Source organism: Thioalkalivibrio sp. ALE22 (genome assembly GCF_000381445.1).
Lineage (GTDB): Bacteria > Pseudomonadota > Gammaproteobacteria > Ectothiorhodospirales > Ectothiorhodospiraceae > Thioalkalivibrio.
The window spans coordinates 242,590-264,081 of the sequence record NZ_KB906499.1 but is presented as its reverse complement, the minus strand read 5'-3'; the positions used below and the strand labels follow the sequence as shown (position 1 = coordinate 264,081).

General features: G+C 68.0%; 18 protein-coding genes. 10 read left to right on the top strand and 8 right to left on the bottom strand.

Annotated features, from left to right (window positions below; all coding sequences use genetic code 11):
- The first annotated feature begins 85 nt into the window (after positions 1-85).
- The 10 genes from F793_RS0101280 (at position 86) to F793_RS0101235 (ending at position 11,206) form a co-directional block, all read left to right on the top strand.
- Positions 86-289, top strand: coding sequence for a cold-shock protein (locus tag F793_RS0101280; protein ID WP_018873518.1), 204 nt, complete (start codon positions 86-88; stop codon positions 287-289).
- Between the two features lie 508 nt (positions 290-797).
- Positions 798-2,378: a murein biosynthesis integral membrane protein MurJ gene (gene murJ / locus F793_RS0101275; RefSeq protein WP_018881878.1), complete on the top strand. Its 1,581-nt coding sequence runs from the start codon at positions 798-800 to the stop codon at positions 2,376-2,378.
- Positions 2,379-2,432: 54 nt separating this feature from the next.
- Positions 2,433-3,395, top strand: coding sequence for a bifunctional riboflavin kinase/FAD synthetase (gene ribF / locus F793_RS0101270; RefSeq protein ID WP_018881879.1), 963 nt, complete (start codon positions 2,433-2,435; stop codon positions 3,393-3,395).
- Positions 3,396-3,428: 33 nt separating this feature from the next.
- Entirely contained in the window at positions 3,429-6,275 is a 2,847-nt protein-coding gene (gene ileS, locus F793_RS0101265) for an isoleucine--tRNA ligase (RefSeq protein WP_018881880.1), read from the top strand.
- Positions 6,275-6,778, top strand: coding sequence for a signal peptidase II (lspA, locus tag F793_RS0101260; protein WP_018876656.1), 504 nt, complete (start codon positions 6,275-6,277; stop codon positions 6,776-6,778). Before ileS ends, lspA begins: the two co-directional genes overlap by 1 nt.
- A 14-nt stretch (positions 6,779-6,792) precedes the next feature.
- Positions 6,793-7,227 carry a peptidylprolyl isomerase gene (locus F793_RS0101255; protein ID WP_018876657.1) on the top strand — a complete coding sequence of 145 codons (435 nt, stop codon included), beginning with the start codon at positions 6,793-6,795 and terminating at the stop codon, positions 7,225-7,227.
- Between the two features lie 26 nt (positions 7,228-7,253).
- A complete protein-coding gene (ispH, locus tag F793_RS0101250; protein ID WP_018881881.1) occupies positions 7,254-8,204 on the top strand; it encodes a 4-hydroxy-3-methylbut-2-enyl diphosphate reductase in 951 nt (316 codons plus the stop codon).
- A gap of 177 nt (positions 8,205-8,381) precedes the next feature.
- On the top strand, positions 8,382-9,236 hold the full coding sequence (gene purU, locus F793_RS0101245; protein ID WP_018876658.1) for a formyltetrahydrofolate deformylase: 855 nt from the start codon (positions 8,382-8,384) through the stop codon (positions 9,234-9,236).
- A gap of 110 nt (positions 9,237-9,346) precedes the next feature.
- Positions 9,347-10,192 (top strand): S1C family serine protease, encoded by an 846-nt coding sequence (locus F793_RS0101240; protein WP_038028714.1) that lies wholly within the window; start codon positions 9,347-9,349, stop codon positions 10,190-10,192.
- A gap of 54 nt (positions 10,193-10,246) precedes the next feature.
- The gene (locus F793_RS0101235) at positions 10,247-11,206 is read left to right on the top strand and encodes a hypothetical protein (protein WP_018881882.1); all 960 of its coding nucleotides are present in this window, start codon (positions 10,247-10,249) and stop codon (positions 11,204-11,206) included.
- Between the two features lie 376 nt (positions 11,207-11,582).
- On the opposite strand, the gene F793_RS0101230 is transcribed toward F793_RS0101235, so the two are convergent.
- From F793_RS0101230 to tviB, 8 genes are all read right to left on the bottom strand, one after another.
- Positions 11,583-12,689, bottom strand: a complete 1,107-nt coding sequence (locus F793_RS0101230) for a nucleotidyltransferase family protein (protein WP_018878431.1) — start codon at positions 12,687-12,689, stop codon at positions 11,583-11,585.
- A complete protein-coding gene (locus tag F793_RS0101225; RefSeq protein ID WP_018876662.1) occupies positions 12,686-13,591 on the bottom strand; it encodes an HprK-related kinase A in 906 nt (301 codons plus the stop codon). The genes F793_RS0101230 and F793_RS0101225 overlap by 4 nt, the downstream gene beginning before the upstream one ends.
- Positions 13,588-13,890, bottom strand: a complete 303-nt coding sequence (locus tag F793_RS0101220) for an HPr-rel-A system PqqD family peptide chaperone (RefSeq protein WP_018878430.1) — start codon at positions 13,888-13,890, stop codon at positions 13,588-13,590. Before F793_RS0101220 ends, F793_RS0101225 begins: the two co-directional genes overlap by 4 nt.
- A gap of 52 nt (positions 13,891-13,942) precedes the next feature.
- Positions 13,943-14,710, bottom strand: coding sequence for a hypothetical protein (locus tag F793_RS0101215; protein WP_018881884.1), 768 nt, complete (start codon positions 14,708-14,710; stop codon positions 13,943-13,945).
- 254 nt (positions 14,711-14,964) lie between these two features.
- The gene (locus tag F793_RS0101210; RefSeq protein ID WP_018866644.1) at positions 14,965-15,699 is read right to left on the bottom strand and encodes a bifunctional 2-polyprenyl-6-hydroxyphenol methylase/3-demethylubiquinol 3-O-methyltransferase UbiG; all 735 of its coding nucleotides are present in this window, start codon (positions 15,697-15,699) and stop codon (positions 14,965-14,967) included.
- Between the two features lie 13 nt (positions 15,700-15,712).
- On the bottom strand, positions 15,713-16,435 hold the full coding sequence (locus F793_RS0101205) for a GAF domain-containing protein (protein WP_018881885.1): 723 nt from the start codon (positions 16,433-16,435) through the stop codon (positions 15,713-15,715).
- Positions 16,436-16,587: 152 nt separating this feature from the next.
- Positions 16,588-19,923, bottom strand: coding sequence for a VanZ family protein (locus tag F793_RS0101200; RefSeq protein ID WP_018881886.1), 3,336 nt, complete (start codon positions 19,921-19,923; stop codon positions 16,588-16,590).
- A 279-nt stretch (positions 19,924-20,202) separates the two neighbouring features.
- Positions 20,203-21,492, bottom strand: a complete 1,290-nt coding sequence (gene tviB / locus F793_RS0101195) for a Vi polysaccharide biosynthesis UDP-N-acetylglucosamine C-6 dehydrogenase TviB (RefSeq protein ID WP_018881887.1) — start codon at positions 21,490-21,492, stop codon at positions 20,203-20,205.

Below are 21,492 nucleotides of genomic sequence, written 5' to 3'. Positions count from 1 at the left end.
TCTAGTTTCTGAACCAGTGCTCCCGTTGATCTGTTGGCAGCATGCCGCGAACACATTTGTTAGTTACATGAAGAGGTTACAAGTTGTGAATACTGGTGTTGTGAAGTGGTTCAACGAGAGCAAGGGTTTCGGTTTCATCACCCCCGATGATGGCGGCAAGGACGTGTTCGTCCATTTCTCCGCGATCAACGGTTCGGGTTTCAAGACCCTGGCCGAAGGCCAGAAGGTCTCCTTTGAGATCCAGGAAACCGCCAAGGGCCTCGCCGCCGGCGAAGTGACCGCCATCTAAGGCGCCACTCCCATGGCTGACGGCTCCTTCACTGGACCGTCCAAGAAGGCCGCCTCCGGGCGGCCTTTTTCGTGCCCGGCATTCTGATCTCACCACCTGTATTCACCACGAAGCACACGAAGGCACGAAGAAGGGCAAAGGCATTTTCACCACAGAGCACACAGAGACCACGGAGAAAGCTGCAAAGACTTGAGGTGGATACCGGCTCGGAAGCGGCAGGATGCGATGAACGATGCGAAACGCATCGACGCTGGGCCGTCCGTTGGGATTGATGCGATTCGCTGCGCTCATCCACGCCCCTACCAAACGAACCCTCTTTCTCTCCGTGTCCTCTGTGCCCTCCGTGGTGCAAGCGCCCTTGACCTTGACCTTCTTCGTGCCTTCGTGCCCTTCGTGGTGAAATCGCTTTTCACCTGGTCTTTCGTCGCGGGCTTCGTGGCGAAGGCGGCGGTCCGGCGCGGGTGATTCAAGTACACTGCGGGGCTTTCCCGTCGGCCGCCCGCACGCGATGAACCGCCTGTTCCGCTCCACCGCCGTTGTCAGTGGCATGACCATGATCTCCCGGATCATGGGCTATCTGCGCGACATGGTGCTGGCGGTCACCTTCGGCGCCGGCCCCGCGACCGACGCCTTCTTCGTCGCCTTTCGCATCCCCAACTTCCTGCGCCGGCTGTTCGCCGAGGGCGCCTTCAACCAGGCCTTCGTGCCGGTGTTCGCGGAGTTTCGCGAGAAGCGCGGGCGCGAAGCCCTGCGCGATCTGCTGGATCACACCGCCGGCACCCTGATGACCGTGGTGACCGCGGTGACCCTGATTGGGGTCCTGGCGGCACCGGCGCTGATCTGGGTATTCGCCCCGGGCCTGGGCACCCAGGAGGCCGGGCGCGAGGATCTGGCCGCCACCATGCTGCGGATCACCTTCCCGTACCTGCTGTTCATCTCGCTGACCGCGATGGCGGCCGGCATCCTCAACAGCATCGGGCGCTTCGCGGTGCCGGCCTTCACTCCGGTATTCCTGAACCTCGCGCTGATCGGCGCGGCGCTCTGGCTAGCGCCGATGTTCGAGGAACCGATCATGGCCCTGGCCTGGGGCGTATTCATCGCCGGGGCGTTGCAGCTCGCCTTCCAGATCCCGTTCCTGTTGCGTGCCGGCCTGCTGCCGCGGCCGCGCTTCCGGCGCGCCCACGAGGGGGTGCGCCGCATCGTCAAGCTGATGCTGCCAGCAATCCTCGGGACCTCGGTGGTCCAGATCAACCTGCTCGTGGACACCCTGATCGCGTCGTTCCTGGTCGCCGGCTCGATTTCCTGGCTGTACTTCGGCGACCGCTTCGTGGAACTGCCCCTGGCCCTGTTCGGCATCGCGATTGGCACGGTGATCCTCCCGCGCCTGGCGCGGCAGTACAACCTGGCGGACCCGGCGGCCTTCAACCGCACCCTGGACTGGGCGCTGCGCCTGGCGATGCTGGTGGCGCTGCCCTCCATGGTCGGGCTGGTCGCGCTGGCGGTCCCGATCCTCGCCACGCTGATCCAGTATCAGGCCTTCACCCAGTTCGATACCTACATGACCGCGATGGCGCTGGCGGCCTACGCCCTGGGCCTGCCCGGGTTCATCCTGATCAAGGTGCTGGCGCCCGGCTTCTTCGCCCGCCAGGACACGAAGACTCCAGTCAAGATCGCGATCATCGCCATGCTCTGGAACATGGTGCTGAACGGCGCCTTTGTCCTGCCGTGGTATCTCTCCGGCACCCCGGGGGCGCACGCCGGGCTCGCGCTGGCCACCGCGGCCTCGGCCTACATCAACGCCGGGCTGCTCTACCGCGGGCTGATCCGCGAGGGCATCTACCAGCCGGGACCCGGCCTGCGCCGGCTGCGCCTGGGGCTGCCGCTGGGCCTGGCCGCGATGATCGGCGTGCTGGTCTGGCTCTCCCCCGAGTTCAGCCAGTGGACCGAGTGGTCTATCGATACGCGCCTGCTGGCACTGGCCGGCCTGATCCTCGCCGGAACCGCGACGCTGGCCGCCACGCTGTGGCTGGCCGGGCTGCGGCCGCACCACCTGCTGCTGCGCGAGTCCGCGGATCACGCGGATCAATGATGTCCGGGATGGCCACGGCGGGTTATACTCGCGGTTTTGCGCGGGATCGGGGCAATGCGGCTGATACGCGGCCTGGGGCCGGCCGACAGCAAGGCGTTCGAGGCGGCCGGCCTGCACGGCGCGGTGGTGACCATTGGCAACTTTGATGGTCTGCATCGTGGCCATCAGGCTGTTCTGGGGCGCCTGCTCGAGGCGGCGCAGGATCACCAGGCGCCGGCGCTCCTGATGACCTTCGAACCGCTGCCGGGCGAGTACTTCGGCGCGCGGACCCAGGCCCCGGCTCCGCCCGGGCGCCTGCAGCGGCTGCGCGACCGCCTGGTGACCCTGAGCGACAGCGCCCTGGACGCTGCCTGGATCCTGCGCTTCGACGCACACCTGGCCGGGCTTTCGGCCGATGCCTTCATGGAGGAGGTCCTCTACCGGCGGCTGGGTGCCCGGCATGTGCTGGTCGGCGACGACTTCCGCTTCGGCCGCGGGCGCGAGGGGGACCAGGCCGCCCTGCAGAGCGCTGGCCGAAGCCTGGGCTTTACCGTGGAATCCACCCCGACGGTGCGCGATGCCGAGGGCCGTATCAGCAGCACGCGGGTGCGCGCCGCGGCGGTCGCCGGGGACTTCGCCCGGGTGACGGAACTGCTGGGCCGCCCCTACCGCCTGCACGGCCGGGTGGCACATGGCGACAAGCGCGGCCGGACCATCGGTTTCCCCACCGCAAACCTGCGCCTGGGGCCCTGGCCGCTGGCGCTGCGCGGGGTGTACTCCGGCTGGCTGCGACGCGCCTCCGGCGAGGCCCTGCCGGCGGTCGCCAATATCGGCTGGCGCCCGACCGTGGACGGCACCGAACAGCGCCTGGAGGCCCACGTGCTCGAGGGCCAGCCCGACCTGTACGGCGAGGCCGTGTGCTTCGAGCCGGTCGCGCAGGTGCGCGGCGAACAACGCTTCGAGGGCCTGGAGGCGCTGCGCGCACAGATCGCGCGCGACGTCGAAACGGCCCGCATGCAACTTTCCGAACTCGACTGAAACCGGCCCGCAGGGCCGATCCGGAACTCGCTCATGGCACGCAAACCGGCACCGCCGAATCCCTACAAGGACACCCTCAACCTGCCCGAGACGGCCTTCCCCATGCGCGCCGGCCTGGCGACGCGGGAGCCCGAATGGCTGGAGGCCTGGAAGGCCGAGGACCGCTACCAGCGCCTGCGCGAGCACTGTTCCGGGCGGCCGCGCTTCGTGCTCGCCGACGGCCCGCCCTACGCCAACGGCTCGATCCATGTCGGCCACGCGGTCAACAAGATCCTCAAGGACGTGATCGTGAAGAGCCGCACGCTGGCGGGCTTTGATGCGCCCTACGTGCCGGGCTGGGACTGCCACGGCCTGCCGATCGAGCTGAAGGTGGAACAGAACCTGGGCAAGGCCGGGCGCGACGTGGACGCCGCGACCTTCCGCAAGGCCTGCCGCGAATACGCCCAGGAGCAGGTGGACGGCCAGAGCGCGGACTTCCAGCGCCTGGGCGTACTGGGCGACTGGGACCACCCCTACCTGACCATGAACTACCAGGTGGAGGCCGATACCGTTCGCGCGCTGGGCACGATCTTCAAGCGCGGCCACGTGCAGATGGGCGAGAAGCCGGTGCACTGGTGCGTGGACTGCGGCTCGGCCCTGGCCGAGGCCGAGGTCGAGTACGAGGACAAGATCTCGCAGGCGATCGACGTGCGCTTCCGCGTGGTCGACGACATCGACTTCCTGCGCCGCTTCGACGGCATCGACGGCTCGCGCGGCCCGATCAGCGTGGTCATCTGGACCACCACGCCGTGGACCCTGCCGGCCAACCAGGCGGTCGCCCTGCACCCGGAGCTGGACTACGCCCTGGTGGAGCTGGAGCACGAGCGCATCCTGCTGGCGGAGGACCTGGTCGAGGACTGCCTGGCCCGCTATTCGCTGGGCGAGGGCCGGATCGTCGCCCGCGCCAAGGGCCAGGCGCTGGAAGGCCTGATGCTGCGCCACCCGTTCCTGGACCGCGAAGTCCCGCTGATCCTGGGCGACCACGTGACCACCGAGACCGGTACCGGCGCGGTGCACACCGCCCCCGGCCACGGCCAGGAGGACTACGCGGTCGGGTTGCAGTACAGCCTGCCGGTGGAAAACCCGGTGGGCCCGGACGGGCGCTTCCTGCCGGACACCCCGCATTTCGCCGGCGAGAACGTGCACCAGGCCAACGGCCATGTGATCGACGTACTGAAGGAACACGGCGCGCTGATCGTGGCGGTGAAGTTCGAGCACAGCTATCCGCACTGCTGGCGCCACAAGACGCCGATCATCTTCCGCGCAACCCCGCAGTGGTTCATCAGCATGGACCGCGCCGAGCTGCGCGCGGATGCGCTCAAGGCGATCGCCGACACCCGGTGGATGCCGAGCTGGGGCCAGGCCCGCATCCACGGCATGGTGGTCAACCGTCCGGACTGGTGCATCTCGCGCCAGCGTAACTGGGGCGTGCCGATCCCGTTCTTCGTGCACAAGGAAACCAACCGCCTGCACCCGCACACCGCGGAGTTGGTCGAGGCAGTCGCGCAGCGCATCGAGCAGGACGGCATCGAGGCGTGGTTCCAGCTGGATCCGAAGGAGTTGCTGGGCGACAAGGCCGACGACTACGTGAAGCTGAACGACACCCTCGACGTCTGGTTCGACTCCGGCGTGCTGCACTCCACGGTGGTGGAGAAGCGCCCGGAACTGGGCGGACTGCCGGTGGACCTGTTCCTGGAAGGCTCCGACCAGCACCGCGGCTGGTTCCAGTCCAGCCTGCTGACCAGCGTGGCCATGCGCGGCGCGGCGCCGTACAAGGCGGTGCTGACCCACGGCTTCACCGTGGACGAGAAGGGCGAGAAGATGTCCAAGTCGCGCGGCAACGTGGTCGCGCCGCAGGAGGTCGTCTCCACCCTGGGCGCGGATATCCTGCGCCTGTGGGTCGCGGCCACCGACTTCTCCGGCGAGATGGCGATCTCCAAGGACATCCTCGACCGCACCGCCGATGCCTACCGCCGCATCCGCAACACCACGCGCTTCCTGCTGGGCAACCTGAACGGCTTCGAGCCGGCCGAGCACGCCCTGCCGCTGGACGAGCTGCTGCCGCTGGATCGCTGGATCGTCGCCCGCGCGCTGCAGGTGCAGGGCCAGGTGACGAAGGCCTACGACGACTACCTGTTCCACCAGATCTATCAGCGCGTGCACAACTTCTGCTCGGTGGAGCTGGGCAGCTTCTACCTGGACGTGATCAAGGATCGCCAGTACACCACGCAGGCCGACTCGCACGCCCGTCGCTCGGCGCAGACCGCGCTGTACCACGTGTCCGAGGCCCTGACCCGCTGGGTGGCCCCGATCCTGACCTTCACCGCCGAGGAGATCTGGGAGCTGCTGCCCGGCGAGCGGCCGGACAGCGTGCTGTTCGCCACCTGGTACGAGGGACTGGCCCCGCTGCCGGAGGACGCGTCGTTCTCCGACGGTGACTGGGACCACATCCTGGAGGTCCGCACCCATGTCGCCCGCGCGCTGGAACTCGCCCGCAACGAGCAGGGCATCGGCGCCTCGCTGAACGCCGAGATCGACCTGCATCTGCCGGCCGACTCCGCGGCGCGCACGCTGCTGGAGCGCCTGGGCGACGAACTGCGCTTCGTCCTGATCACCTCGGAGGCCCGCCTGGCCGAGAGCGCCGCCCCGGAAGGCGCGCATACCGCCGAACTGACGGACGGCACGGCGCTGGGCGTGGTCGTGCACAAGAGCGAACAGCCGAAGTGCGTGCGCTGCTGGCACCGCCGTCCGGATGTCGGCGAGCACGCGCAGCACCCGGAACTGTGCGGGCGCTGCGTCAGCAACGTGGAAGGCCCGGGCGAGACCCGGCACTTCGCCTGATGCAACTGCGGGGTTCCGGTCTGGGCCCGGGGCTGCTGATCGCGGCCGCGATCGTGGTCGCGGACCAGGTCACCAAGATCTGGGCGGAACACGCGCTGACGCTGTTCGCCCCGGTCGAGGTGACGAGCTTCTTCAATCTGTCGCTGGTCTACAACCCCGGTGCGGCCTTCAGCTTCCTGGCCGGCGCCGGGGACTGGGGCCGCTGGCTGCTGACCGGCATCGCCGTGGTGATCGGGCTGCTGATCATCGGCTGGCTGGCCCGCCTGCCGCGCCGGGCGTGGTGGTCGGTGACGGCCCTGGGCCTGGTACTGGGCGGGGCCGTGGGCAACCTGATCGACCGCGTGCGCTATGGCGCGGTGGTGGATTTTCTCGACTTTCACTGGGCGGGCTATCACTGGCCGGCCTTCAACGTGGCGGACATGGCCATCGTGGTGGGGGCGATCACGCTGATCGTGGCGACCTTCATCGAGGGTGACCACAGCCATTCCGAAGACAAGCACTGAACACGGGAGCACGCATGACCACGGCCACCAAGGGCGCGCACATCGAGATGCACTATCGCCTGATCCTCGAAAACGGCTTTGTAGTGGACGGGACCGGCGACGAACCCATTACCCTGGAGATCGGCTCCGGCGAGATCCTGCCCGGCCTGGAGGATCTGCTGGTCGGGCTGGAGGCCGGCGACCACCGGGAATTTGCGATCGAGGCCGGCGTCATGTTCCCGTTCCGGGATCAGGCGGCGGTGCAACGCATGCCGCGCTCGCAGTTCCCGGATGACCTGCCGCTGGAAGTGGACTACATCTACGAGTTCAACAGCCCCTCCGGCGAGGCCGTGCCCGGCCGCATCGAAGCGGTGGAGGACGACACCGTGACGGTGGATTTCAACCACCCGCTGGCGGGGCAACACTTCACCTTCGAGGTGGATGTGGTATCCGTACGGGAGCCACAATAGGTCGCGACCGACCGCAGGAGAACACCATGAGTATCCAGGCCCAGCTCGCCAATCCGCGCGGTTTCTGCGCCGGGGTGGAACGCGCCATCGAGATCGTGGAACGCGCCCTGGAGATCTACGGCGAGCCGCTGTACGTGCGCCACGAGGTGGTGCACAACCGCCACGTGGTCGGCCGCCTGACGGATGCGGGCGTGCGCTTCGTCGAGGAACTGAGCGAAGTGCCCGACGGCCAGGTGGTGATCTTCTCCGCGCACGGCGTGCCGCGCCGCGTGCAGCAGGAGGCCGAGGATCGCGGCCTGACCGTGTTCGATGCCACCTGCCCGCTGGTCACCAAGGTCCATCTGGAGGTGGCGCGCTACGCCCGCGAGGGTCGCGAGGTCGTACTGATCGGCCACGCCGGGCACCCCGAGGTCGAGGGCACCATGGGCCAGTTCGACGACTCCCGGGGCGGCTGCATGATGCTGGTCGAGACCATCGCGGACGTCGAGAATCTGGAGGTTGCGAACCCGGACCGTCTGGCCTTCGTCTCCCAGACCACGCTGTCGATGGACGACACCGCCGGCATCATCGATGCCCTTACCGCGCGCTTCCCGAAGATCGAGGGCCCGCGCAAGATGGACATCTGCTACGCCACCCAGAACCGTCAGGATGCGGTGAAGGACCTGGCGAAGCAGTGCGACCTGCTGCTGGTGGTCGGCTCGAAGAACAGCTCGAACTCCAACCGCCTGAGCGAGATCGGCGCCCGCATGGGCGTAGCCTCCTACCTGGTGGACGGTGCCGCCGACATCGACCCCGCCTGGCTGGAGGGCAAGAGCCGCATCGGCGTCACCGCCGGCGCCTCGGCCCCGGAGGTCCTGGTCAACGAGGTGCTCGACTTCCTGCGCGGGCACGGCGTCGACACCATCTCCGAACTGTCCGGCCGCGAAGAGACCATCACCTTCTCCATCCCCTCCGGCCTGCGCCGCGAATCCGCCTGACAGGACGATCTACAGGAAGACAAGAAGATTTGAAGAAAATTGGATTGGGGCGCGCCGGACACACCCGCCGTTGCTGGCATATCCCCGAACGTCAGGGGTGCCGCACTCAAAAAAATCCTTCCTGTCTTCCCGACTTCCTGTTAACCGCCCGTGACCTGATTCAGGACTCCAAACGACATGGATGATCGACCGCGTTTTCGGCTGAGTATTCGCTGCCCGGATCAGCACGGGATCGTCGCGCGCATCGCCAACGCGATCGCCAACACCGATGGCTGGATCACCGAAGCGGCCCAGCACACCGATGCCGAGGCCGGCTGGTTCTTCATGCGCTGGGTATTCTCGCTGCCCGTCGATGCCGAGCCCGCCCTGCGCGAACGCCTGGACGAGCTGGCCCTCGATCTCGGCATGGACTGGTGGCTGGCGGGCGCCGAAACGCGACCACGTGTGGTCCTGATGGTCTCGCGCGAGCCGCACTGCCTCAGCGACCTGCTGGCCCGCTGGAGCAACGGCGAACTGCCGATGGAGATCCCGGCGATCCTCTCCAACCATCGTGACCTGGAGCCGCTGGCCCGGTGCTACGGCATCCCGTTCGAGCACATCCCCGTGCCGCGCGAGGACCGCGAGACCGCCTTCGCTACCCTGCAGGCGCGACTCGCCGAACTCGCGCCCGACGCCATCGTACTGGCGCGCTACATGCAGATCCTGCCGCCCGCGCTGTGCGACGAATACCCCGAACGCATCCTGAACATCCACCACAGCTTCCTGCCGTCGTTCATCGGCGCACGGCCCTACCACCAGGCCTTCGCCCGCGGCGTTAAGCTGATCGGTGCGACCTGCCACTACGTCACCGAGGACCTCGACGCCGGCCCGATCATCGAACAGGACGTCACCCGCATCCGCCATGACGACGGCGTGCAGGACCTGATCCGCAAGGGCCGCGACGTCGAACGATGGGTCCTCGCCCGCGGCCTGCGCTACCACCTCGAAGGCCGCGTCCTCACCCACGGCAACAAGACCATCGTCTTCAACTGAACATTCGGCTTAACGCCTCCGCCGGCCACTACCCGCGTCACCTAACGCACTGCCACCACGATCGGAGACGCCTGGCCTAGACTTGGACCATCAACCGGCGGGGGTGGCCCATGAACAATACGACGAGCACGCGATCCGGCCTCTTGTCACCGGCCTCTGCGCCATGCACCCGCCCGCGCAAATGGCGGACGCTGAAGGCCCTGGCCGCGGCCAGTCTTCTGGCCCTTCTGGTCGTCCAGCCCCCGGCCGCGGCCGATGCGCTGCCCGACACCATCGAGCGCGTCAAACCCTCGGTGGTCAGCATCGCCACCCACCAGCCCGCGCGCAGCCCCCGGGCCCATTACCTCGCCACCGGCTTTGCGGTTGGCGACGGTAGTCTGATCGTCACCAATCACCATGTGATCCCGACGTCCCTGGATCACGAGAACCGCGAACAGCTCGTGGTGGTCAGCGGCGAAGGCCGTGACACCTCCATCCACAGTGCGGAACTGGTGGCCCATTCGGCGGACGACGACCTGGCCCTGCTGCGGATTGCCGGGCCCCCGCTGCCACCCCTGCAGCTGGGATCCTCCGATGCCGTGCGGGAAGGCGAACAACTGGCCTTTACCGGCTTCCCGATCGGCATGGTCCTGGGCACCTATCCCGCGACCCATCGCGCGAGCGTGGCGGCGCGCACCCCCATGGCGATCACCGCCCGGCGCTCGAGCGAACTGAGCGAGGCGCGCATCCGGCAACTGCGGGCCGGCGCACCCATGGTGTTTCAGCTGGATGCCACCGCCTACCCCGGCAACAGCGGGAGCCCCGTCTACCGGATCGACAGCGGCGAAGTCGTCGGCGTGATCAATCAGGTCTTCGTCCAGGGCGGACGCGAAGCGGCGGTCGGCCACCCCAGCGGGATCAGCTACGCGGTGCCAGCGGACCGGATTCGTCCGCTGCTGGCAAACGCCCGGGAGTAACCCATCGACGCCCGCACACGTCACGGCAGGCCCTGCCCGGTAGAACGCACGCCCATGGCCGCGCCCCCTCTCGACGCCCCCCGCGTCTTTCGTCAGATCCACATCGACGTGGCGCGCAACGCCACCGATGACTTCAATCCGTTCCATGACGGCGACAAGTGGATGCGGATCCGCGGCAACCCGTTTGGCGGCCCGATTGTGCTGGGCTTTCAACTGGAATGCCTCGCCGAGGCCCTGATCACGCAGGTACGCCAGGCGGAGGGCGACAGCGAGAACATCCGCGAACGGCCATTCCGGAACTACCAGTTCACCTTTGCCGGGGCCCTGCGCCCGGACGAGGCCCTGACCACCGTGGTCAAGCCCACGAACCGGCGCATGGACGAGGCGGGACGGCCGCAACTGTCGAACCGCATCGCGATGCGCACATCCGGCGGTCTGGTGCTGCTGGGACACGTGCGCGACACGGCCACCCCCCGCGCGCTGCCGGACGCGGCACTGCCCCTGCCCGCGGGGTTCGACCTCGACCGGCTCGAGGACCGCCGCGAACTGCCGGACAACGGGTGGTTCCACAAGCGCAAGTTCATGACCAACAGCAACGCGAAGAATCTGCTGTCGGGTTCGCTCGTGCGCCAGGCGGACTACTTCGACGAGCTGGAGGACCGGGTCAACTTTCCCGACATGTTTCCGGCATCCCTGATCTCCTGCGCGCTGCTGGAGAAGGCCCATGCCGATGGCCACGATTTCTATCGCGACCCCATGATCTATACCGCGCATCACATCAGCGTCGACCAGCGTCTGGCGCGCGCCCTGCGCAGCGCCGATGCCCTGCATATGCTGGTGAGCCCGGCCGAACACGTGGACACCTCGGATCGCGGCCTGGCCGGCTCCGGGATGGCACAGCAGCGCTACCGCTGCCTCGGCCTGGTGGCCGGCCCACGCGTCCTGTTTCGCGCCGAGCTGCTCCTGGCACCCCTCGCCACTCTGGGCCTGGATGGAGACCCAGCCACCGCGTAAGGGCCCGCTGGTCGGGTAGACGGGCGGCGGTCGAGCTGCGGGTTCGGGAGCGCGCGGACCTCAGGGAGACGCTGATTGAATCGCACGTCCGCGTTGGTGCCCCCGGTTCTTCGAGACAAAGCGTTCCGAGACAAGGCGCGTCGTGCAGCGGGTAGTGGTTCTACCCGCAAGCGGCGCAACGCAGGATCGGGGAACTTGGGGTGCCAACCCCACAAGCTAGTGAAAGTCGGGGCTCGGCCGCCCGTTGTTGATCAAAAACGGGCGCGGGAACGGCGTTGCGGTTCCCTTGTGCAGAATGACTGCACCGCAGTCACCGCGCCTTGTTCGCACGCAAAAGCGACTCGAGCGCGGACGTGCGATTCAATCAGCGTCTCCCTCAGGGTTCGGGCCGTTCCCGCTTCCCCTTGCGCTGGTCCTTGACCGCCTTGCGCACCAGATGAGGCAGGAGCAGGTGGAGCGGCATGCGCAGGTAATGGGAACGCACGTACAACAGCCAGCGCGCGGCGCCGGACCCGACGCCATCGCAGCTCCAGTGATGGGGTATCAGGCCGCGACGGAACAGCCCGTCCATCAGCCCACGCAGAGGCGCCGACGGGCGCGCGCGGGCCAGGGCCGCGAAGGCCGAATCGGGCACGGGGGTCTGCAGGAATTCGCGGCCATAGCGCAGGGCGTAGAAGAGCGGGCGTGCCAGATCCATCTCGAAGGCGCGCGCCGTCAGCCGCTCCCAGAAACCCGGATCCTCGGCCACAAAGTACCGCAGCAGCGCATCCAGATCGGCCAGGTCCCGCAGCCCGTTCTCCAGCTCGCCGTCGTGGAACAGGTGCGTCGCGCTGTGCAGGACCATGTCCACCGGAGCCGGGATATACACACCCGGATAGTCGTCGAGCGGCAGCGCCGCCTGCCACAGAAGATCCGGGTCGGGATGCAGCCGCGCGGTCGGCGGCAGGATGGTGTGGTGCACGTCCAGCACGCTCTTGCGCTGGATATGCGTGAGCGGCGGCAGTTCGTGCATCCACTGGCGGTAGTACCGCTGGTCATAGGCATCGTAGCCCTCGCAGACCCAACCCTGGACAAACAGGTGCTGCTCCGCCTGCTCAATCCGCGCCTGCGGGACGAGGATGTCGACATCGGAGAACTGACGCCCCGGGGCGCAGGGCAAGCCCGCCATGACATAGGCAGCGCCCTTGAGCAGCATCACCGGGATCGCCTCGGGCGCCAGGGCCTCGTGGATCCGCGCCACCTCCCAGCGGACCATGGCGTGCTGACGGTCCGCCAGGACCCGGGCCGCGTGCAGGTGCCGTCGCGGCGCCGGTGGCACCTCGGGCAGTGTCCCGGCCTCCTCGATCAATGCATGCAGCCGCCCTTCCAGGGAGGCCACCCGCGCCACCCGCACCAGCAGGTCCCAGTCCGCCAGCGAAAGCCTCCCGGCCGACTCCGGAGTGCCCAGGACCGCGAGCAGTTGCGTCAGCACGGAGGATGTCACGCGCCCCCCGCGGTCAGGTCGTTCAGCAGCCCCAGGGTGGCATCCAGATCCGCGTACTCGAGCTCGAGGCACGCACTCTGCTCGATCAGGTCGGCCGCGGCCTCGAAGCCCGCGGCCCCCACCACGCTGTAGTTGAACGACGACCCGACCAGCCGCTGCAGGGCCACGGCCCGGTCCAGCGGCGCAAGGTGGTCACGGCCCCCCGCGGCAAAACGCGGGAAGACCAGCCAGGCCGGTCGCGCCGGGTCGTGCATCTTCTGAATACTCGCATCCGGCGGTCTCAGATGCGCCACGGTCCCCTTGCTGGTGTCATGCGAGGCGGGCCCGATGACCGCCTGCGGGTAGCGCTCGCGGATCAGGTCAATGGCTGCATTCTTCAGGCTGACCGGGCGCGGCAGGGCCACCAGCTGCCCGTCCGTCAGGGAAAGCAGGGCGAATTCGTCCGACAGCAGGCGCCAGCCGGACAGGGTCAGCGCGGCGGTCAGCGTGCTCTTCCCCGCCCCCGGCTCGCCCGGCATCACCAGCGCCCGACCGTTACGTTCCAGCACCGCCGCGTGGATCATCAGGAAGTCGTGGGCGTGCTGGGCAATGCACCAGTTCAGTCCCCACTCGAACAGCGGGTAGGCGTGGGCCAGCGGGAGGGGGCGAAACGGTGATCGACCGTCGAGGAAGAATCGCGCCTGCGGGCGCCAGAGCCAGTGCAGGCCGGAGGCCCGTGCGAGCGTGATGTGAAAATCGGCAAACGCCGCCTGTTCCGGCGGCAGCAACTGCCGGTCGTAGAACAGGGCCAGCGCGCGTTCGACCCGGTCCAGCCGCGAACGCAGCCGGACCACGAACGGGCCCACCTGGAGGGCCACCCCGGCGCCGCGCAGCCCCGCGCGCAGGTCTTCTGGGGCTGTCACGCGTCCCGCGAGTCCGCCGGATCACAGATCAGGTGATGCTCCCGCAACTGACTCAGGCCGGCCTGCATCGCATCCTCCAGCTCCCCCTCGGCGGCTTCGTAACGCTGTTCAAGGTACTCGAACAGGGCCGTCGGCGTCATCGGCCCCTCTTGCAGGGCCTGGAAGAGCTCGGTGAGGGGCGGTTGCAGCACGTGTGTCTCGCCACAGCGCTGATCATAAACGACCACGGATTCGCCCCACGCCCGCACGTGAGCGACCGGCAGCGAAATCAGTTCGAGGGGTTCTTCGGGAACGGACAAGTGCGCCTCGTTTACCGTACGGCCAGCCGTACCCGGGGCAGCGCCCCGCAGGTCAGCGATTGCCCTTCTGGTTGGACGTGGTGGTCCGCACCTCTACGCATACGCCCAGTTCGTTGCGCGAGTAGCCATCCTCGCAGTCGCCCTGGCTGTTGATCGGGCAGAAGCGCTCGTTCATGTAGACGAAGACGTTCTTCACGGCCGTGTACTTGTCCGCGTCATCACGGGCCATGGAATAGGCCTTGATCACTTCGTCCACCGAGGCACCAAAGTCGATCGAGGTGCAGGCCGCGTTCAGGACCGCGCCCACCGCATGCCAGTCCAGCGAGCCACTGCACACGCCACTGGACTGGAGCACCTCCATCAGCGACGGCGAGCCACTCAGACACTCCGGCTTGTAGCCGAACACCGACTCGAAGGAGGTCGCGCCACCGGGATGCACCGTCGCATCGAAGCGGCGGCACTGACTACCCGGGGGATTGGTCTCGTGGCAGGTCCCCGGGGAGTAGCCGGTGCAGTCCCAGGCGAACCAGTTGTTCTTCCAGAAGCCCGGCGTGCAGCCATCGCCCTCGGTGCACTCGTGGTCGATATTGGAGACGTTGGCGGAGAAGATATTGCCCGACAGCGAGCACTGGCCCTGCGCACCCCAGACCGACTTGGCGGGGAGGGACACCAGCATCGCGCCACCCAGGCCGGCGGTGGTCAGACGGCGGCGGGTCCGGCTGCGCGGGCCGGCTGAAGCCTCGTCCCGATCCACGGGGCTGCCGGACGGATCCTCGCCCTCCGGGCCATGGCTGTGGTTCTGATCGTGTTCGTCGCTCATTCTTGCCTGCTCCAGGTCCGTCCCCGGCGTCACGCCGTTCGCGCCAGGGCACCCGCCTCCACCCGCACCGGGGGAATTTCGGGGCACACTGCAATCAGACGCTTTCTACCAAGAGTTAGCAAGCGCAATGCCACTCCATCGAATAACGGGTAACTCACTGATATCGAGGGCCGCCTCACCAGACCTCGAGTTCGCAAGGGAGCTCGTCGCCGCCAAGTGCAAAATTTCCCGACAGGGGCCGGACGACTGGCGCATCACGCCCTGCGCAAGCGCAGAATGAACGAATGGCTCAGCCATGCCCCGGCGACCGGCACCGTCTGCAGCACGCCACGGGTGGCCCGGTTCTCCAGCAGTGGCTGCAGGCGCGCGAGACGCCCGGGTGCCAGCGGCAACCAGTCCAGTTCCAGCGCCACCAGACCCTCGGCCTCGGCGGTGGCACGCAGGGCGGCGGGATCGTCGTAGCGCAAATGCGGCGGCCGGCCCCGGCGATGGCGCCGCCACTCCCGAAGCGCCGTGGGCAGACACCGCAGGTTCAGCGCATCGACCCAGGCCTCGCCACCGGGACGCAGGACCCGCCGGATCTCGGCCAGTGCCGGCGCAGGCTCCGACAACGCCTGCATTACGCCAAAACAGAGTACCCCGTCGAACGCGGCCTCCGGCAGCGGAAGATGCTGGATATCCGCCGCCAGCCACGGGATCGCCGGATCGCTGCGATCCCTCGCCTTCGCCAGGGACGGGTTGGAGTAGTCCAGCCCCCACACCGCATGACCCTGCGCATGCAGCATTCGCGTGTAGGTACCCGCGCCACAGCCGATATCGAGCCAGCGTCCGGGCGCATGGGCCGCGTCCCGCCAGAGACGCTCGAACTGCCGCACGCGGCTGTTCAGGCCAGTCGGCGTCCAGCCGGCGATCCCGGCGTCATCCTCCAGGCTCGCCCCGCGTTCGAGGAAACGCTGGCGCCAGCGGCGCTCGAATCCGGCGTCCTTCATGGCACCCTCGCCGTCATTGCCGCCCCTCGCTCACCTGGCCGATCAGTTCGGTCGCGGCCGTCAGCACATGATCGCGGGAAAACCCGGCGCGGCTCATCTCGTCGTACAGCGTGCGCGCGAGCAACCGGGCAACGCGCTCCGGTGCGTGGGTAATGGGCCCCGTCGCCGCTCCCGGCTGACGGGCCAGCGCCATTTGCGTGAAACTGGTGCGCAGCAGCCCCTTCAGCCGATGGACCAGTACGGACTTGGCCACCACCAGCGCCAGGATCGACGCCATGCGCAGATCCTCCTGCGTCAGCCGCCGCTGATCACGCGGGGAATCAATATTGATCACGCCGATCACTTCGCCATCGAGCAGCACCGGCACCGCGATCACGTCGACCGCCTCCACCTCGTGGCAACGGCGGGCGTCGCCGGCAAATTCGGAATGGTGGAGATCGTTGATCAGGAGTCCTTTGCCGGATGCGGCGACCTGTCCCGCGATGCCAGTCCCGAAACGCTGGGACTCCCCGTAGGCCTGCGGCACAAGCACCCCCTGGTGCGCCTCGACCCGGAGACGTGGTTCGCCGGTCTCGGGATCCTGTTTGACCAGCATGATCGAGCAATGCCGGCAGTCCATGGCGTGGCCCACCAGCACCGTCAACTGGTGCAGCCCCTTCTCCATGGACTCGGCTTCTTCAACAAACCGGGCCAGCTCGAGCAGATGCTCGTCAAACGCCTCGAAGGCCTTGTTCATCTCCCGGGATCCAAGGAAGGTCGGTCAAACGAGAGTAGCAGCGGGATTTCCCGACAGGTACCCGCCCCGGGCCATGCCGTCTGCGCGACCGTGAGCCGACACGAAAAACCCCCGGTCTGGCGAAAAGCCAGCACCGGGGGTTACCGGCCAGCTCAGCTGGCTCCAGGCCCGGCCCGCGCCGAAACAGCGTTAGCATCCAAACCGGCTCGCAGCGGCGCCGACGCCACGCCCAGCAACAGCGTCAGGTAAAACAGCAGCGCGATTCGTGGCGAGAAGAACAGCGTGCTGAACAGTCCGATAGCCAAGGCCCCCGTAAGTGCGGCGGCGGCCCCCAGCGCCACCCGATCGCCCGTCAGGCCACGCCGCAGCAGCAGGACGAGGGCTGCCAGGGTGAGCCAGACGAAGGCCAGCAGGCCGAGCCCGCCCTGGTCGAAGTAGATCTCCAGCCACTGATTCTCGACCCGCCACGGGCGAAGGTGATCCGTCGTGAAATACCAGTACCGCCCCAGCTGTCGGAAATCGGCATTGGCCACATATTCACGGCCCTCCGAATCGCGGATCTGCACACTGTAAAATTCGACGACAGACTGCTGCCGCGCATCGACCGCCAGCGACAGCACGAGCCCGCGCTGGAACGGCCACCGGCGCGACTCCATCGGCTCCAGATCGAAACGCCACTGGAAGGACTCGCGCCCTCCCTCCTGCAGACGCATCCCCTCACTGCGACAGGCAAACGAATGCCGGATCGGCTTTTCGCAGACAAACACCCGGAAGCCAGCGGCCTCGGCACCGGCCACCCGCACGGTCGCGGTGTACTGACCGTCGCGGGGCAGACGCACGCGTTGGTTCACGAACAGCGAGTCGCCACCCCCGATCTGCAGGCGCGGCTCACCCTCTTCGCGGCTGAAGGCGAGGTTCGCGGGCAGGCGTCCGTCGCGGTTGCCCGTACGGTAGTGCTCGGGGAAACTGCCTACCCCGCGCCCTAGCAGCGCGGCCAGAGAACCGCCACCGGGCAGTTCCAGGGCCTCGCGCCAGTGGTCTGCACGGGTGCCGAAATCGCGCTCGATCTGGCCCAGACGCTGTTCGGCGAAACCGCCCAGCGTGGTGCCCGCCACCACGGCTATCGCCACCAGCGGCAGCAGCACGCCCACTACCGCGCCGCGGCCCGGGCGCGCGCGCCCGGCCACTGTGGCCAGTACCACTCCGAGCAGCAGGATGGCCACGGCCACCGCCAGACCGAGGTAGCCGCCGCGAGAATAGGTCATTGCGACCGCGTAGGCCGTCCCCAGCGCCAGCACAGCGGTGCCCGCGAGCATCAGGCCGGGACGCTGCCGCCAGCACCAGACCAGGGCCAGCGGAAAGGCCAATACCAGGAAGCTCTCGATACTGGGGCCACCGGCCTGCATCTCCGAGAACAGGCCGGAGAGCCGGTAGCCGCTGTCGAAATCCAGCAGCCCGGGGTAGGTGATCCGTTCGCGCACCACGAAGGCCAGCTGTGCCAGCAGGGCCAGGGCCACGCCCGGGAGAAACCAGCGTGTCACCTGCTCCCGGACCGGAATGGGCGCAACGCGCAACACCGCCAGCAGCACCACCGCCCACAGCAGCCCCTTGGCCACCCGCAGGGCATTCCATTCGTGGGCAAAGTGCACCGCTGCGCCGGGATTCCAGCCTCCGGGCGGCCACAGGGCCAGCGCCAGGCCGATCAGGGTGGAGACGACCAGCAGCCCCAGTGGCCAGCGGATCCCGCGCGGCAGCAGCGATGCGCCCACATGCAGCGCATGGGGCCCCCGCCACAGGGCCACGGCCAGGGTCATCAACAGGAACAGGTCCAGCTCGGAGACGAACAGGCGCCCGTGGTAAAGCGTGAGATCCAGCGTGGCCAGCAGAACCGGAATGACGACCAGCCAGGCCTGCGGACGCCAGGCCAGCAAGACGGCGTAGGCCAGCAACCCCGCGGCAAGCGCAACCGGCGCCACCGGCCAGGTCATCGCCGCCAGCACGGCCACCAAAGCCAGGAGACCCCCAAGGGCCTGGCGCAACCGCTGCAGAGAACCCTCGACGGGGCCTGGAACGCTCGGTCCCGGGGCTGCATTGCGGGGCCCGTCTCGCGACGCGACGGCCGGTTGCGCGACACCCGCCACGCTCGCGCGTTCCAACCACTGCAGCGAGGCGGCCATGAACCCGGCCGCCAGCCCGGCCAGGACCAGGCTGGCCGGGTCCGGGCGGGCACCGTCCACGAACAGCTTGGCGGCCTCGACCGCCAGTGCCAGCGCACCCCCCGCGACGACCGCCAGCAGGTTCAACGCGGCCGGTTGCAGTGGATGACGCAACTGCCAGAGCCAGACCAGTACCCCCAGGGGCGCGTACATGGCCAGGTGCAGCGCGGTACTGCGCAGGGCGTGGATCTCGTCCACGTGGTAGTGGTAATAGAAAGGCCACAGGTTCAGGTCGGCCCACTGAGCCCGGGCCGCCTCCCCGTCGGCATGAAACGCACCGAAGCCGTGGTTGAGCGCGACCAGCAGCAAGGCGTAGGCAACGGTACCCGTCACAAGCAACGGCGTGGCGAACTGCTGCAGCGAGCGGATCACGCCATGGGGATGTGCAGGCAGGCGTCGGAACAGGACGAGGCCGATCCCCATCCCCAGCGCCCGCAACAGCACGGACCGTCCTTCGGCAATCCCCGACAGCGTCGCCAGATTCAGCAGCTCCAGCAGGCCCGCCAGCAACAGGGCCAGGGGGATCCCGGCCCCCAGCAGGGACACCCCGCGCCGTTGCAGCCACAGCGCCAGGAGCAAGCCCACCGGTACGCTGACCACCACCTCCAGCGTCAGCCAGCTGATACAGCGAACGCCGCCAGTGCAGGAGCCGGCCGCCACCCACCAGCCCCAGGCATCCGATGCCAACCGGGCCCGCAACTCGTCCGCGGCCAGTACAAAGTCAAAGGGGACGAAGCCAATCAGCACGTAGACCGCGGCATAGACCACCAGGCCGGCGGTCAGGGTCTGCGCGCCCGCGCCTTCCAGCACCTGCCGCCAGCGCACCAGCGGATCGCGCAGGGCCAGCCAGGCGAGCGAACCGGCCACGGCCCCGGAAAAATTACCGGCAATGTCGGCGCCCGCGGGGTGTCGATAAGGCAGCCAGACCTGCAGGAACTCCACGCTCGCCGTAACGGCCAGCCCCAGGGTCGCCACGAAGGCGAACACCGCAAGGGCCGTCAGCCGATTCCGGCGGCCATGGGTCAGCCACGCGGTCCAGAAGAAGCCCAGCGGCAGGAACATCAGGGCATTGGCCATAAACTGCTGGCGGCCGCTGGTCCCGGGGCCGGTCAGGCTCATGCCGCGGTAGATCTCCCAGGCACGCTCCAGACTAACCGAGCCGAATTCGAACGGCAGCAGCGTCAAATAGATCGCCGCTCCCAGCGACAGCCAGGCCCAGAGCGCACAGGTGCGCAGCGACAGAGGTTCCACAGCGGCGGCCGGCGGGCTCATCGAAGGGTGGGGGAAACGCCGATCCAGGGATGTATTCCGCCACGCGCCGCCCATGGACGCACAGCGGGCGCAGCACCGCCGCCGTCAGGCTGTACGGTGGAAACCATGGGGCAACAACGCGGAGGGATGCATGCTTAGGCGTCTCCCGGGACGAAGGGCGTCCCGCCACTTTAAACCTGCCCTCGTCCGGGAACAGCGCAGGCGTTATGCGGGCGTGCCGTTCACCAGCCGCGCTGCGCGCCGGTATCCCGGGAGACGCGAAGCGAAACCGCCCAGCTGCTAAAGGCGCAGATCGGTCGCCGCGCGCGGGAAGACCGATTTCACGTCGAAGATCACCGACTCCGGGCGTGCCAGCGCCCGGATCGCCTCGATCCCCATCTTCAGGAACTCGCGGTGCGGCACCGCGACAATGATCGCATCGAACTGCCCCGGGGCCGGGGTCTCGGTCACCGGGGTGATGCCGTATTCGTGTTCGGCCTCGGTCGGGTCCACCCAGGGGTCGAAGACGGTTACCTCGGCGTTGTAGCCGGCCAGGGTCGCGTGAATGTCGATCACGCGGGTGTTACGCAGATCGGGGCAGTTTTCCTTGAAGGTCAGCCCCATCACCAGGATGCGCGCGCCCACCGGGTTGATGCCCTTGCGCACCAGGGCCCGCACCGTGTTGTCCGCGATGTGGGCGCCCATCGAGTCGTTCACACGGCGCCCGGCGAGGATCATCTCCGGGTGGTGCCCCACCGCCTGCGCCTTGTGCGTCAGGTAGTACGGGTCCACGCCGATGCAGTGGCCGCCCACCAGCCCGGGGCGGAACGGCAGGAAGTTCCACTTGGTCCCGGCCGCCTTCAGCACCGCCTCCGTATCCAGGCCCAGCCGCTCGAACAGCAGTGCCAGCTCGTTGATCAGCGCGATGTTCACGTCGCGCTGGGTGTTCTCGATCACCTTGGCGGCCTCGGCCACGCGGATGCTCTCGGCCTTGTGCGTACCGGCGGTGATCACCCGTGCGTACAGCGCGTCGACGAAGTCGGCCACCTCCGGCGTGGAGCCCGAGGTGACCTTCATGATGGAGGTCACCCCGTGCTCCTTGTCACCCGGGTTGATGCGCTCGGGGCTGTAGCCGGTAAAGAAATCCTGGTTGTGCACCAGGCCGGACTCCGCCTCCAGGATCGGCACGCAGTCCTCCTCCGTAGCGCCCGGATACACGGTGGACTCGTAGATCACCGTGTCCCCCGGCTTCAGCACCCGCCCCACACTTTGGCTGGCCCCGAGCAGCGGTCCGAGGTCGGGGCGCTTGTGCCGGTCGATGGGGGTCGGCACCGTCACCACGAACACGTTGCAGGCCCGCATCGCCTCCAGGTCCGAGGTGTATTCCAGATGCGGCGTGGCCGCCAGCTTGTCCGCCTCCACCTCGCGCGTGCGATCCACCCCGGCCCGCAGCTGTTGCACCCGTTCCGGGTCGATGTCGAACCCGATGGTGGACCAGTGATGGCCGAATTCGACGGCCAGCGGCAGGCCGACATACCCAAGACCGATGACCCCAATGGTGACTTCATCCAGCGCGGGAAGCGTATGCAT